The organism is Limnothrix sp. CMB-01 (genome assembly GCF_055193175.1).
This window is the reverse complement of the sequence record NZ_CM143720.1, coordinates 4,323,491-4,337,204: the sequence shown is the minus strand read 5'-3', so window position 1 is coordinate 4,337,204 and position 13,714 is coordinate 4,323,491. Positions and strand designations below refer to the sequence as shown.

The 13,714-nt window shown below is 54.6% G+C and carries 10 protein-coding genes; 3 read left to right on the top strand and 7 right to left on the bottom strand.

The features are described from left to right. Nucleotides 1-31: 31 nt before the first annotated feature. A complete protein-coding gene (locus tag ACZA91_RS17925; RefSeq protein ID WP_463183823.1) occupies nucleotides 32-1,315 on the top strand; it encodes a D-Ala-D-Ala carboxypeptidase family metallohydrolase in 1,284 nt (427 codons plus the stop codon). A 266-nt stretch (nucleotides 1,316-1,581) separates the two neighbouring features. Here the strand turns inward: ACZA91_RS17925 and ACZA91_RS17920 are convergent, their stop codons facing one another. From ACZA91_RS17920 to prmC, 3 genes are all read right to left on the bottom strand, one after another. Next, nucleotides 1,582-2,742 (bottom strand): histidinol-phosphate transaminase, encoded by a 1,161-nt coding sequence (locus ACZA91_RS17920; protein WP_099534619.1) that lies wholly within the window; start codon nucleotides 2,740-2,742, stop codon nucleotides 1,582-1,584. Between the two features lie 745 nt (nucleotides 2,743-3,487). Further along, nucleotides 3,488-4,681 carry a formate-dependent phosphoribosylglycinamide formyltransferase gene (gene purT / locus ACZA91_RS17915; protein WP_190354698.1) on the bottom strand — a complete coding sequence of 398 codons (1,194 nt, stop codon included), beginning with the start codon at nucleotides 4,679-4,681 and terminating at the stop codon, nucleotides 3,488-3,490. A 267-nt stretch (nucleotides 4,682-4,948) separates the two neighbouring features. After that, on the bottom strand, nucleotides 4,949-5,857 hold the full coding sequence (prmC, locus tag ACZA91_RS17910) for a peptide chain release factor N(5)-glutamine methyltransferase (protein WP_099534616.1): 909 nt from the start codon (nucleotides 5,855-5,857) through the stop codon (nucleotides 4,949-4,951). A gap of 458 nt (nucleotides 5,858-6,315) precedes the next feature. On the opposite strand from prmC, the gene ACZA91_RS17905 reads away from it, so the two are divergent. Further along, nucleotides 6,316-7,545, top strand: coding sequence for a DNA cytosine methyltransferase (locus ACZA91_RS17905; RefSeq protein ID WP_463183820.1), 1,230 nt, complete (start codon nucleotides 6,316-6,318; stop codon nucleotides 7,543-7,545). Nucleotide 7,546: 1 nt separating this feature from the next. Here ACZA91_RS17905 and ACZA91_RS17900 read toward each other — a convergent pair whose 3' ends face one another. Further along, nucleotides 7,547-8,338: a hypothetical protein gene (locus ACZA91_RS17900; protein WP_190530664.1), complete on the bottom strand. Its 792-nt coding sequence runs from the start codon at nucleotides 8,336-8,338 to the stop codon at nucleotides 7,547-7,549. Between the two features lie 89 nt (nucleotides 8,339-8,427). Further along, nucleotides 8,428-11,256: an isoleucine--tRNA ligase gene (gene ileS / locus ACZA91_RS17895; RefSeq protein ID WP_463186474.1), complete on the bottom strand. Its 2,829-nt coding sequence runs from the start codon at nucleotides 11,254-11,256 to the stop codon at nucleotides 8,428-8,430. A gap of 246 nt (nucleotides 11,257-11,502) precedes the next feature. Between ileS and ACZA91_RS17890 the strand changes: the two genes are divergently transcribed. Continuing rightward, nucleotides 11,503-12,000, top strand: a complete 498-nt coding sequence (locus ACZA91_RS17890) for a hypothetical protein (protein ID WP_463183818.1) — start codon at nucleotides 11,503-11,505, stop codon at nucleotides 11,998-12,000. Nucleotides 12,001-12,258: 258 nt separating this feature from the next. On the opposite strand, the gene ACZA91_RS17885 is transcribed toward ACZA91_RS17890, so the two are convergent. Continuing rightward, nucleotides 12,259-12,867, bottom strand: a complete 609-nt coding sequence (locus ACZA91_RS17885) for a Uma2 family endonuclease (RefSeq protein WP_463183816.1) — start codon at nucleotides 12,865-12,867, stop codon at nucleotides 12,259-12,261. A 76-nt stretch (nucleotides 12,868-12,943) separates the two neighbouring features. Next, entirely contained in the window at nucleotides 12,944-13,567 is a 624-nt protein-coding gene (locus ACZA91_RS17880) for a type I restriction endonuclease (RefSeq protein ID WP_190354705.1), read from the bottom strand. Between the last annotated feature and the right edge of the window lie 147 nt (nucleotides 13,568-13,714).

Sequence of the window (13,714 nt, the reverse complement as noted above, 5' to 3'; positions counted from 1 at the left end):
CTGGGCGCTGTATTTCGGTGTGGTGCAACCTATGGTGAAGCTGAAAATCGTTCAACCCACGATCTTCAAAAGCCGGCCAGTCTCGTCGAGTGAACTGCCAACCGCAGAAAAACTCTCGGTTGCCCCCCGCGAACTCACGGTACAGGCGGCCGTTTTGGAAGGAAGTCACTATCGGGTGACCCTGATCGAGCCGATCGGGAATCGCCAAGAGTGGTTCATCTTTAAAGATCATTTGGAAATTGCCGCCGTCCCCACCCTGGTTGTCAAGAGCGAAACCGTTTTTAAAACCCGTGTGGCCCTGTCTTCGGCCCTGAGCAGCGCGGAGAAGCTGAGTGTGGCCCGGGGTGAATTTCCCCTTGAAAGCTACGAAGAAGCGCCCGATTCCCACCTGAGCGTGGTGTTGATGCAGCCCCTGCGCGATCGCAAAAATTGGGTCGTGTTTAAGGGGCACATCGAGCTATTGAACGTGCCGCCCTACCCGCCGCCAAAGGACGCAACTAATTTTCCGCCCCTGCCCAAGATTCGGGTCAAAGTGCCCACCATCTTTAAGCAGCGCCCCGTCTCTTCCGCAGAACTTAAGGATGATGAAGAGGTGTCCGTATCGCCGGGCGATTTTCGGATTCGGGCCATCAGTCGATCGGGCAGCCACTATCAGGTGCAGCTCAGTGAGCCGGTGGGCGATCGCCAAACTTGGTTTGTGTTTGCCGGCCATGTGGACTTAATTGATGCCGATCAATTGCTTTCGGCCAGTCCGGCTCCTAGCCCTGCCCCGGCTCCCGCTCCTAGCCCCGCGCCCGCCCCGGCTCCAGCCCCCGCCCCAAGACCGGCCCCGGCTCCCGCGCCCGCCCCTCAACCTGCGCCCGCGCCTAGTCCTAGCCCCGCGCCTTCCCGCGGCCCCGCCATTCGGATCCCTGGCTATGGTGTGGTGGGAACCCGTGATCCAATTGTGCCGAACGGTTCCTTTTTTTGGGGAGAAGCGACTAAGGACGGCACCAGGCTCCCTGAGTCGGAAGAAATTGCCCGCAACATTGTGCGGATGGCTCAACAGATGCAGCGAATTCGCACCAAATTGGGCGATCGCGCCATCACCATCACCAGTTGGTATCGACCGCCAGCGGTGAACCGGGCTGTGGGCGGCGCTTCCAACTCAACCCACATGCGAGGCCATGGGGTGGATTTTGTGGTGGAGGGTCTTTCACCCCAAGCGGTGCAGCGGATTCTGGATCCTTGGTGGGAAGGGGGCCTGGGATATGGCTCCACCTTCACCCATGTGGATAACCGGGGGTATCGGGCCCGGTGGAATTACGGCAATTAATGTCTGAAGTGGGTGATCCCATCTAGCGCCTAAGTGGGTGTCTGAGAAGTAACTTGAGAGGCCTGCAAAGCACGAGTCGTCGTGGAGCAAGGGGCTGAAGCCCCTTGTTTTCGATGATCGATGAGACTCGCAAGGTGGCAGTGATGACTTTTCAGATATCCCCTAAAATTTCGCGAACTTCGCTGCTAAAGTCTGGCTGCTAAAAAACGGCTTCCCCCCGATCGATCAGGGGGAAGCACCTTTGCAGCAAATTTCAGCCCGATCGCCTAGCGGGAGGCAACGGTTTGCGCCAAGGCCACCCGCATTCGATCGACAGTACGTGCATTTTCCGCCGGGCTGCCCACGGTAATACGCAATCCGCCTCCTGTGTGACGAATCAGGGTTCCCTGCTGCTTAAGCTGCTGAACCAAATGAGCCATGGCTTCGTCGGTGTTGGCGGCTCCCTTCAGGCGAGCATAAAGAAAATTCGCTTGGCTGTCCCACAGTTCCAGTCCTGGCAGGGCCCGTAACTGCTGGAGCAATCGATCGCGCTCCGTCAAAATTTCTGGGACGATCGCCAACAGGTCTCGGCGGTGGGCCAATGCGGCGAGGGCGGCCGCTTGGGTAAAGCTGGGCAGGTTGTAGGGTAGGCGTACCTTTTCCAGAATGGCGGACAATTCGGGATTGGCGATCGCGTAACCCACCCGATGGGCCGCCAATCGAAACGCCTTCGAAAACGTCCGCAAAACCACCCAGTTGGGCCGCGCTTGCAGTTCGCCCACCACGGTGCGACGACTGAATTCAAAATAGGCTTCGTCAATCACCACCAAAATATTGGGTGGCAGTCCCCGCAACCAGTTGAGTTCCGCCGTCGTCAGGGCGTTGGCGGTGGGGGAGTTGGGATGCACCATCCACACCACCCGCACGGGCGAGGGGGTCAGTTGCGCTTGGGCAATGACCTGACGCGCGGCATCCAGATCAATTTCAAAGGTTTTGGGCGATCGGCCCACCCGTTCCACCGGAATTCCCAGGGTTTGGGCCAAAATCCCATACATGCCAAAGGTGGGCTGGGCCACCAACACGCGACCACGACCGCCCACACAGGTGGCAATCAAGATCGATCGAATTAATTCATCCGAGCCATTCCCCACGGAAATTTGCCCAGGGGCGATCGCCTCCGCCGTGCCGTTGGCAATGGCCGAGCAGGCTTCATTCACGTATTGGGCGATCGCCCGCTTCAGATCCGTATGATCGCCTCCCGGGTAACGGTTGGTTTCAATCAGGTTCTGATAGGTTAAGCAGAGTTTTTCTTTCAGCGCTTCCGGCAACTGATAGGGACATTCATTGGTGTCCAGACGATCAATCTCAACGCCCGTGGGTAACTCTCCCCCCGGGTGAGCCTGATAGGCGACAAACTCAACCAAATCTGGACGCAAAAACTCCAACATGGTGCGGGCTACAAATGGCTGTTAGGGAGGTTGACCGGCCTTCCGTCTTCAAACAACGGAATGGGCTGCACAAAAAATCTGAAACAAACCCCAAAAATTCAATTTCAACTGCAATTAGATGGGCAACACCGATATTGATCTGCTGTTGATCTGTTATTGATCTGTAGTTAGTCTGTGATTTGGCTAGGATCCCCCCCTTGAATCGCGAACTGAATCACAGGTAGAACACAAACTTAATCTAGTTCAAGCAAGCCAGTCTAATCAAGCGAGTTTCATTGGGCTAATTTAGTCGGGCTAATTCGCTCAGGCTCATTCAATCCGACTAATTCAACCGGGCTGATGCAATGCATTGGATAAGTTGATTAGTTGGGGCTTCCATAGCACCGGGTTGAAAAGCCACCAGTTAACGCAAAAATGATCAGCATTGAAACAAGAATTGATTGGCGATTTAACCTAAAGATGGCTTGAAGATGGCTTGACCTGAAGGTGGCTGGATGGGGCTGAAGGTTCTTCAAAAATGATCTAGTCCCAAAACCACGGCGGCCAACATTTTTTCAAGATTTTTGAGGATGCATTTGGACGATCGCCCTCATCATACCGAGATTCTCCTTGCAAAAACACTGGACTCCAGAAAACGCAATCGAAAACCGGTTGGGGCCTCCGCTCTGCCCGACCTTGGGGAGCGATCGTCGCTGGCCTCGGGGGCGATCGCTCCAGCAGCACATTCAGCGGCCCCATCGGCTCCCTATAGCCCCGTCAGGTTGACCTGAACCGATCGCGCCACTCGATTTGCCTTGGCCCGGGCCTGGTCGATCGAGTCAGCCCGCGCCAGGGCCACCCCCATCCGCCGATATTGACGGGTGCTGGGTTTGCCAAACAACCGTACATCCGTGCCCGGCTCCATCAGGGCTTCCGCCAACCCGTCATAGACCACCGACTCTGCGGGATCCGACTGGCGATTGGCCAAAATGGCAGCACTCGCAGCCGGTTCGTAAACCGTAATTTCTGGGATGGGCAACCCCAAAATGGCCCGCAGGTGCAGCTCAAACTCATTCAGGTTTTGGGAGATGAGAGTGACCATGCCCGTGTCGTGGGGGCGGGGCGACAGCTCAGAGAAAATGGCAGCGTCAGGCGTGATGAAAAATTCCACCCCAAAAATGCCCGCGCCGCCCAGGGCCTCCGTCACCCGTTGGGCGATCGATTGGGCCTGCTTCAACAGCTCCGGAGCGATCGGGGCCGGTTGCCAGGATTCTTGATAGTCACCGCGTTCTTGACGATGGCCGATCGGGGGGCAAAACAACGTTGGCCCCGCCCACTGCCGAATCGTCAGCAGCGTGATCTCCAGCTCAAAGTGAATAAATTCCTCAACAATCACCTTGGCCTGGTCACCGCGCCCCTGTTCGGTGGCGTACTGCCAAGCGGTGGTTAGCTCCTCGGGCGATCGCACCACGGATTGGCCCTTGCCCGACGAAGACATCACCGGCTTCACCACATTCGGAAAGCCAATCTCTGCCGCCACGGCCTGCAATTCCGCCAAGGTGGCCGCATAGCCATAGCGAGCCGTGCGCACCCCCAACTCGCCCGCCGCCAAGTCCCGGATTCGATCGCGGTTCATGGTGTAGTGGGTGGCGGCGGCCGTCGGAATGACGGTGATTCCGCGTGCTTCAAACTCCGCGAGCTTTTCGGTGCGAATTGCTTCAATTTCCGGAACGATGAAATCTGGGCGATGCTTCGTCACGATCGACTCCAGCGCATCCCCATCCAACATTGAGATGACCTCTGCCTCGTCGGCCACCTGCATCGCGGGCGCATTGGCATAGCGATCGACCGCAATCACCTGGTTGCCCAGACGCTTGGCCGCGATCGCAAACTCTTTGCCTAACTCGCCGGAGCCAAGCAGCAAAAAGGTTTTAGGCAAAGTAGAACCGGTGACGGACATGAACTTTCAACACACCATAGCTGAACGATCATCAACGCCGCAGCCCCAGACCAGAGGCCACGTTTTCCCTGAACATTTTTGCCTGAACGCTTTCCTGGATGCGGTTAACACCACGGAACTGGATTCGGCTCTTTCTGGAGGCGGCACTGATTCCAGCACAACCACCCGATCAAGCACCCATCCCAGTCCCGATCGCCATCCCGATCGCCCCTTAGAAATCGCTCAGGCAACCCAGGGCCAAAGCCCGTTCAGATAACCTTCCTATTATCACGCGGTGGGGGCGATTTCCACAGAGAGCGGGCGACGCAGCGGTTGGTATCTAGCCGAAACAAATCGATCAATCCCCGCCAAATCCCGATGGGCCGTAATCTCCTGATAAGACCCCTTGGCCCACAACAGTTCCATCACCGTCGGAGCCTGCCCAGCCATCACCTCCACCAACCAAACGCCACCCGGTCGGAGATAGGCCGGAGCCGTCTTCACCAAATGACGCAAGCAATCGAGGCCATCGGATCCCCCATCGAGCGCCCCATGGGGTTCATGGTCAGCAACTTCCGGCTGCAACGCAGGCACTTCCGCACTCGGGATATAGGGCGGATTGGAAACCATCCCCGCCAGGTGGCCCGCCAGATCCGTCAGAGGTTCAAACCAGTTCCCCAACGCAAGGTGAATTCGGTGATCCAGCCCTGTGTGCATGGCGTTGAGATGGGCAATTTCCAGCGCCGCTGTCGATCGATCCACCGCCCAAATCGTTGCCTCCGGCATGGCTTCCGCCAGCGCCAGGGCGATCGCCCCGCTCCCCGTCCCCAAATCCGCCCAAACCCCCCGCCGCAAGAGGGCATTCGTCGCCGTCAGCTCCCAAGCCAAGTCCACAATTAACTCCGTCTCGGGCCGAGGAATCAGCACCCCGGGAGACACCTGCAGCCGAAAATTGCGCCAGCCCACCACCCCAGCCAGGTACTGCACCGGTACGCGATCGATCAATCGCCGCTGCCACAGTTGATCCAAGCGCTCTAGGTCGATTCCCGAAGGCAAATCGCCCACCTGGAGCCGCAGCCGCAGCCGATCGACCCCGGCCCATTCGACCAAGAGCCAATCCAGTTCCCCAATGGGCACTTGCTGCTCCGATGCTTGGCGGCGCGCTTGCGCATACCAAGTCCAAAAATCCGCTGTCATGGATCACACCGCTCCGCAATTGCCACAAAGCCTCGAGTGAACAGTGCCCCGCTGCGATCGCTTTGTACCGCTTCATGGCCCTTCTCGCAATGACCGGGCCACAAATTGTGCCCATGGAACCCGCCCAAAAATCAACGGCAACCATTGGCCCGAGCACCCACTCAGGCGATCGGCAATCCATTTCAGGAATGATTTCGGCTAAAACACGCCCGCCAAGGCCAAAACGCAGCGATCGCCCGCCAGCACAGAACACCTCAGGCGCGGTTGTTAATTCTGAACTGCAACACTCTCCCCAGATCTTGAACCTCAGATCTTTTGATTTTTGCAAGGAATTTCATATCATGGCAAAGTCAGAGATCTTGCAAGTGTAGTGCCCAATCCTTAGTCATTATCAGCGGGTGCTGTTAGCCCAAATTCCTTACCGTCACCATCAATTAATAGCTGTTAATAGCTTTCATATGATTCAAGCCTTAAGTTTTTTTTCAGGGTGTATGGGCCTTGATTTAGGTCTCGAAAAAGCGGGTATTGAAGTGTTACTCGCATCAGAAATTGATCCAGCCGCTCGACAAACTATTCAACTGAACCGTCCCTACCTACCCCTATTAGGCGACGTGAGAGATTACACAGCCCCCGAAATTCGATCCCTAGCCAAGCTAAAAGTTAATCAGGATCTTGATTTAGTTGTGGGTGGGCCACCTTGCCAAGCTTTCAGCAGTGCTGGCAAGCGGCAGAGCTTTAATGATGATCGTGGTAATGTTTTTTTATTATTTATTGATTTGGTAATTGAATTAAATCCTCGTTTTTTTGTCCTGGAAAACGTCCGAGGATTGCTATCAGCAACTCTCCAGCACCGCCCCATGCACCTGCGCGGCAAACAAGCACCGCCCCTGAATCCAGAGGAAAAACGCGGTAGTGCCCTAGTGCACATCATTCAAAAAATTAAATCTGCTGGCTATAGTGTTTCATTCAATTTATACAATGCTGCTAATTTTGGCTCTCCTCAACAACGAGAACGGGTGGTGATCGCTTGCAGTCGTGATGGGCAGAAATTGCCCTATTTAACACCAACTCATTCTGAAACAGGGCTTTATAATTTGCCGCGCTGGCGCACGCTACAGGATGCCTTAGCGGGCTTACCCACCGAAGGTCATGAATTTGTGAAATTCCCTGAAAAGCGCTTGAAATATTATCGCCTGTTAAAAGCCGGACAATATTGGCGAGATTTGCCACCAGAATTACACGCGGAAGCCCTTGGCGGTTCTTATCAAGCTGTGGGCGGAAAAACGGGCTTTTATCGCCGTCTGGCCTGGGATAAACCGTCACCCACGATCGTGACTCATCCAGCAATGCCAGCTACCGATTTAGCGCATCCTGAGGAAGATCGTCCCTTAAGTGTTCAAGAATATAAACGCTTACAGGAATTTCCAGATGATTGGAAAATTGCCGGTGGATTGCTCGATCGCTATCGCCAAATTGGTAATGCAGTGCCCTGTTCGCTAGGGAAGGCGATCGGTCAAATGTTGCTTGACTATCTCAACGGTCAAACAGAAACCAAATATCCGGACTTTCCCTATTCTCGTTACTCTAAAACTGATGACGTGAGCTGGTGGGCCGACGTTGTTGGCAACTCAGAACAGCCTGAACATGGTCATGACAAATCACAGCAGCTTTGCTTAGATATCTTTTGATCTATTGCTCACTTTGAAAAGCGAGATAAGCCGCTTCAATATTCAAAATCATGGTTTTTACGCTGTCTTCAACTAGACCATACTCAATCCCAATCTTTGACCAAAACTCCTGACCGCAAGCCCGAGGAATTGTGGGACTAGAAAAGTTCCAAGTCCCTAAACAGAATGCAGCAGCAAATAAGGAAAATTCATGAATAGCTAACTCTTCCTGAGATCTGGGCTTTTGGCTACCGGTTAATGTGCCAGGTGTCGTTTTGAGTTGCGTGAAGATCGGGTTGGTGTGGCCCACCTCAAAAATAATGATGTCTATTCCTGTAATTTTGATCCCAAAGTCTTTTTCTGGGCTGATGGCATAAGGACTGATTTTAGCCAAATCTTCCCATAGTTGACCCATTTTGGTGCTTAAACTGCGAGAAATTGCATTACTAGCAGTAAAGAGTGTTGCACCACAGAGTTCATAGAGATTTTTGGGATTTTCAGCAGCTTGGCGAGGCGATCGCACTAGGGACGGAATCGAGTCGATAAATTGCTGGGCAAATGCATGACATTTTTGGGTGATCGCCTCTGATTGGTTTTGGCGATCGAGTACAGAGTTGTCTTGCTGATCGGCTGTAATTTGTTCACGGCAATAGTCCAGCAATAGCGGCTTGATGGCAGTTGCTCGCTGATAGGCAGTTTGCAAACTCGGTTTGATTTGTGGAGGAACTGTTATTGACTTGGCATAGGTATCAATCAACGTTGCCCGATCGCCCAAGGAGAGTGATCGCAAGTCATCTATTTTCAAATCATTCATAAAGTCTGGCCGAGATGATTAGCAGAGCAGAATCATTCAGCATGTTCCAGGTAGGGGCGCACCGATGTGCGCCCGCAATTTCGCCAGTTTTAAAAAGTGCCCGCCAAGGCCGAAACGCAGCGATCGCACGCCAAGGGATGTTCCTCAATCGTGCCGACCGAGGGCGAATAGTTCCAGCAGCGATCGCACTTGTGCCCCTCGGCATCCACCACGCCCACGCCCAGCGGCTCCGATTCAAAACTGTATTTCAAGCCCTGGAGCCGATCGACTCCATCCAGCAATTCCACCTGGGAGGTGATGAACAAATAGCGCAATTCATCGACCCCGTTGGTGTCATCATTCAGGGAGGAAACCGGGTTGAATTTCGACAGTTGATCGCGCAGGGAATCATCGGCCACGTATAGCAGCAACTTCGCTTCCAGGCTGGCCCCGATCGCCCCATCCTTGCGGGCCGCTTCCAAAACCTTGTTGGCTTCCATGCGGATTTGGCGTAGGTTCTGCCATTTTTCCGCGAGGGCGGGTTGCGACCAGGCGGGATCGATCGCCGTCCAACCGGCTTGGAATACCGATGGATGGGATTTGGCGTAGGGAATCGCTTGCCAGATGTCCTCGGCCATGTGGCAGAGCACCGGGGCGATCGCCTTGGCCAGGTTTTCCAGGGCGATCGCCAAGACCGTTTGGCAACTGCGGCGACGGAAGGCGGCCGGCGCGCTGATGTAGAGGCGATCTTTAGCGATATCCAGATAGAAATTCGACAGATCGACCACGCAGAAATTCTGCACCGTTTGGAAGAACTTGAAGAATTGGAAACTATCAAAAGCTTCTGTAATTTCGCCAAACACTTCCGAGATCCGATGCAGCAAATAGCGATCGAGTTCCGGCAGTTGATCGTAGGGAACTGCATCCATTGCCGGGTCAAAATCGTGCAGATTGCCTAACAGGAACCGCGCCGTATTTCGGATCTTGCGGTACACATCGGCCATCTGTTTCAGGATTGTTTTCCCGATCGGCACATCGGAGGAATAGTCCACCGACGACACCCACAACCGCAGCACATCCGCACCGTAGGGCGGGTTTTGTTTTTGATCCTTGCCGCCGTTGATGATTTCCAGCGGGTCGATGATGTTGCCCAGGGATTTGCTCATTTTGCGGCCCTGTTCATCGAGCGTAAACCCGTGGGTCAGCACCGTTTTGTAGGGCGCATGGCCGGAGTTGGCGACGCTGGTGAGCAGGCTGGATTGGAACCAACCCCGGTGTTGGTCGGAGCCTTCCAGGTAGAGATCGACCGGGTAGCCCAGGCCGCGCTGTTTGGCCACCGCCGCCCAGGAGGAGCCGGAGTCGAACCACACATCCATTGTGTCCGTGCCCTTGGTGTAGGTGCGGCCGTTGCTGCGGTAGGGTTCCGGCAACAGTTCCGCCACGGACAGTTCCCACCAGGCATCGGAGCCGCGATCGCGGAAAATATCGCGCACATGGGCGATCGTCTCGGCGTTCATCAGCACCTCGCCGGTTTCCGCATCGAAAAACGCCGGAATCGGCACGCCCCAACTGCGCTGGCGGGAAATGCACCAGTCCGATCGCTCGCCCACCATCGACTCAATCCGGTTTTGGCCCGTGGCCGGAATCCAGCGCACTTCCCCGATCGCCGCCATGGCCGCCTCCCGGAAGCCATCCACCGAAGCGAACCACTGCTCCGTCGCTCGGAAGATCGTCGGCTTCTTCGTGCGCCAATCGTAGGGATATTTGTGAGCGTAGGGTTCTCGCTTCAGCAGCGATCCCGCCTCGGTTAGGGCGGCGATTACCGCGTCGTTGGCATCCTTCAGCACGTTCAACCCGGCAAAGGGGCCCGCTTCCTCAGTGAAATTCCCCCGATCGTCCACAGGCGACAGCACACCCAACCCGTACTTTTGGCCGGTAATGAAGTCCTCTTGACCATGGCCGGGAGCCGTATGCACCAGCCCTGTCCCCGACTCCGTGGTGATGTATTCGCCGCCGATCACGACGGGCGAGGTGCGATCGAACAGCGGATGCTTGTACTGGCAATGCTCCAACAGTGCGCCCTTGAACGTGGCTCGCACCGTCAGGGCCGCCCCAAAGGTCTCCGCCAGCGACTCCGCCAAATCCTTTGCCACCACCAAATAGCGCGGCAGGCCCGCCAGTTCCCCGGCCGTATCCACCACCGCGTAATCCAAAGCCCCATTCACGGCCACGCCCAAGTTGCCGGGGATCGTCCAAGGGGTCGTGGTCCAAATCGCCACGCCCAAGTCCGCCGCGAACTCACCCAGCACCGGTTGGGCCGCCGCGCTCAGTTCCGTCACCCGAAACGCCGCATAGATCGACTGGGAAATGTGCCCCTCGGGATATTCCAACTCCGCTTCCGCCAAGGCCGTTTGGGAGCTGGGACTCCAATGCACCGGCTTTAGACCGCGATAGATGTAGCCCTTGGTGAACATTTCGCCAAAGACTTCCAGTTGTGCCGCCTCGTATTCCGGCTTCAGGGTCAGGTAGGGATTTTCCCAATCGCCCCACACGCCCAGGCGCATGAATTGGGCTTTTTGGATCTCGACCTGTTCGAGGGCGTAGGCTTTGGCTTTTTGGCGCAGGGCGATCGGGGTGAGGCCGGCGCGTTCGTCTTTGCCCAGGGATTGCAGCACTTTCAGTTCGATCGGCAGGCCGTGGCAGTCCCAACCGGGAACGTAGCGCCCTTTGCGGCCGCGCAGCAGTTGGTAGCGGTTGATGATGTCCTTCAGGGTTTTGTTGAGGGCGTGGCCCATGTGCAACGACCCGTTGGCGTAGGGCGGGCCGTCGTGCAGGGTGAAGGTTTCGCCGGGGTTGCCTGCTGCCAAGGTTTCGTAAATGTTGGCTTCTGCCCAAAAGGCCTGAATTTCCGGTTCGCGCTTGCTGGCGTTGGCCCGCATGTCGAAGGCGGTCTGGGGCAGGTTAACGGTGTCCTTATATTGGCTTTCGGCCTTGGCAGTTTTGTCGGCAGTCACGGCGGTGTCGCTTGCGTCATCAAAGGGTTGCAGTCCCTATGATTCTACCGGTCAAGGAACTTTGGCGTGTTAACTTGACAAAATGCATAATATGGGTTTTGTTGACCGTGATGGTTTTTCTTCAGCTCAACTACATCTGAACTTAGCCAGTGCTATTCAGGAGTCATAGTTATGCGGCCCTATAGTTTTTCAGCACAAAAACTAATTGGACTCAATGGCGAGAAAATTCTAGATTCTTGGCTAGGAAAGACTTACCAAATTTCTGATGTTTCCTCTATTCCGCACTATCAGAAGGCTGGCATTGACCGTGTTTTGTCAATTGGCAAACATACAATCAATGTTGAGTACAAACTTGATCTGAGAGCAAGGCAAACACAAAATCTCTTCTTTGAGCATATTTCTCAGGATCAGGGGATGGTTCCTGGATGGGGCTGGTCTTCACAGGCAGACTATTGGATTTTTCTGATTCCAGATCAAAGAATTTTGGTTATTGAACCTGGAGTGATGAGGTGCATTGTCTGGCAAAACAAGGGGAATTTAGATGAGAAGTGTGTAAAAAACCAAACTTACAACACTCTTGGCTATCCTCTACCAATTTCCCGTGTTGAGTCGGCTGCCAAGCTGGTAGTGAAACTACCTTGTGACTCCCTCCCACCTCCCAACTTTTAGTTTGATTTTGACTATGGAGATCATTTTTGTTTTTGTCTTGTTAGTTGTCTTGATACTCATTCTGGGTTCTTCTTCTGACAGCAGCGCTTCATCTAGTAAGTCCTTTCACGATGTAAGCGACAGAATTTCCGTCAGGCCCCATTTTCGCAAGGGTAGTTTCGTTAGAGGACATACCAGACGAAAAGCGAGGCGCAAATAAATTTGCTTTACAGCACGTGACCAGGGAAGTGCGGTAATAACTATCCCTTCACTCAACTATCACGTGATCGGGAAGTTTACCCGTCGGTAGATTTCGGCTAGGGAAATCGAGAGTTGCAGGTTACTTAACCAGAGAGCCGCATCGATTTCCCCGTGGCTGGTGAACGTCCAAGCCACCGGATCAGTTTTGCAATAGTGCTCGATGTAGGGTTCCTCAGCACTAATCAACAAATAATCTTGGAAGCTGGGGAGCGATCGATACTTGCGGAATTTTTCGCCCCGATCGTACCGCTCCGTTGAAGGCGACAACACCTCCACAATCAAACTAGGATTCAGAATTTCATCATCGCGATCACCGTGAAATTCTGGCTCCCCCCGCACCACCATCCCATCCGTATAAGTGCAGCAGCGAGCGTCAGGAATCCAAACCCGCAAATCGCTGTTATACACCTGCCAATCCGTATCCCGCAGCGCAAAATGCAGAAACGCCACCAGGTTCACCGCAATTTTGCTATGCGCCTCTGATCCGCCAGCCATTTCCACTCGAATTCCATCGTGATATTCATGCCGTTGCTCGGCGATCGCTTCCTGCTGCCAATAATCAGCCAAAGACAGGCGATCGCCCTGCGATGGCGGCACGCTCGGAGCGGATGGGATTGACGCAACCATAGCGAAACCCGAGGGAAACGGGAACTTTAGGTTAATGCTTAGTTTAGCAAGGCGATTGAGAGGCCGCCGGTCGGCGTTATTGATTGCCGAGATTGCGCAGAATTTGAGTTGCGATCGCCAATTCCTCCAGGGAAGTTAGGGGCGAAAAAAGTCGCGAAAGATCGTAACAACGACGCGGTTGCTGTTGCAATTTCACGAAAAACATTTCATCCCCATTGGTGACAAAACCAAAGCTGGGGCGATCGGGATCAGGATTCGCTGCCAAATAAGCCAATGACTGGGGCAAAGCTGTCCACACCGAAAGAGCCGTTTTTTTGGACTCAATCACCACAATCCAAAGACGATCGCGCAAGACCAACACATCCAAACGACCTTGCAGGATTTCATCCCCATCCCCGATCGCCAATTCCACCGAGGGTTCCGCACAAATTTGAAACGGTGGATCGTAAAAACCCGCGATCGCCAACAGGGGCGAAGTGAGCAACAAATTCACCGTTCCTTCCAAAAGTTGCCCGGCCGATCGCTGATAGAGATATCGTCGTCGCAATTGCGCCAAGGCCGCGCGATCGCTCTCCGACAGCGGCGGTAAACGATCGCGCCATTCCGTGAAGAAGTCGCCGCCCTCTTCCCAACGCGCCAACGCCAGGGTTTGTTCTGCAACCGCCAGACTTGTGATGGCATCAGTAACCGCGATCGGCATGAAATCAACCGTTAGGAATTGTTAGTGTGGCAGCGTCGTTCTGGTAACCAAAGCCGATCGCCCAGATTTGGTTGAGTTTCACGGGCGATCGCCGGATGAATTATCCCAATGACTAACCGTTAGGAGTTGACCGGGAGCAAACTAGCA

Bases quoted from the DNA above. Each gene is read 5' to 3' on its own strand.
- ACZA91_RS17925 (WP_463183823.1), top strand. From the start codon at position 32: ATGGTGAAGCTGAAAATCGTTCAACCCACGATCTTCAAAAGCCGGCCA.
- ACZA91_RS17920 (WP_099534619.1), bottom strand. From the start codon at position 2,742: ATGTTGGAGTTTTTGCGTCCAGATTTGGTTGAGTTTGTCGCCTATCAG.
- ACZA91_RS17905 (WP_463183820.1), top strand. From the start codon at position 6,316: ATGATTCAAGCCTTAAGTTTTTTTTCAGGGTGTATGGGCCTTGATTTA.
- ACZA91_RS17900 (WP_190530664.1), bottom strand. From the start codon at position 8,338: ATGAATGATTTGAAAATAGATGACTTGCGATCACTCTCCTTGGGCGAT.
- prmC (WP_099534616.1), bottom strand. From the start codon at position 5,857: ATGACAGCGGATTTTTGGACTTGGTATGCGCAAGCGCGCCGCCAAGCA.
- ACZA91_RS17885 (WP_463183816.1), bottom strand. From the start codon at position 12,867: ATGGTTGCGTCAATCCCATCCGCTCCGAGCGTGCCGCCATCGCAGGGC.
- ileS (WP_463186474.1), bottom strand. From the start codon at position 11,256: ATGCGGGCCAACGCCAGCAAGCGCGAACCGGAAATTCAGGCCTTTTGG.
- ACZA91_RS17890 (WP_463183818.1), top strand. From the start codon at position 11,503: ATGCGGCCCTATAGTTTTTCAGCACAAAAACTAATTGGACTCAATGGC.
- ACZA91_RS17880 (WP_190354705.1), bottom strand. From the start codon at position 13,567: ATGCCGATCGCGGTTACTGATGCCATCACAAGTCTGGCGGTTGCAGAA.
- purT (WP_190354698.1), bottom strand. From the start codon at position 4,681: ATGTCCGTCACCGGTTCTACTTTGCCTAAAACCTTTTTGCTGCTTGGC.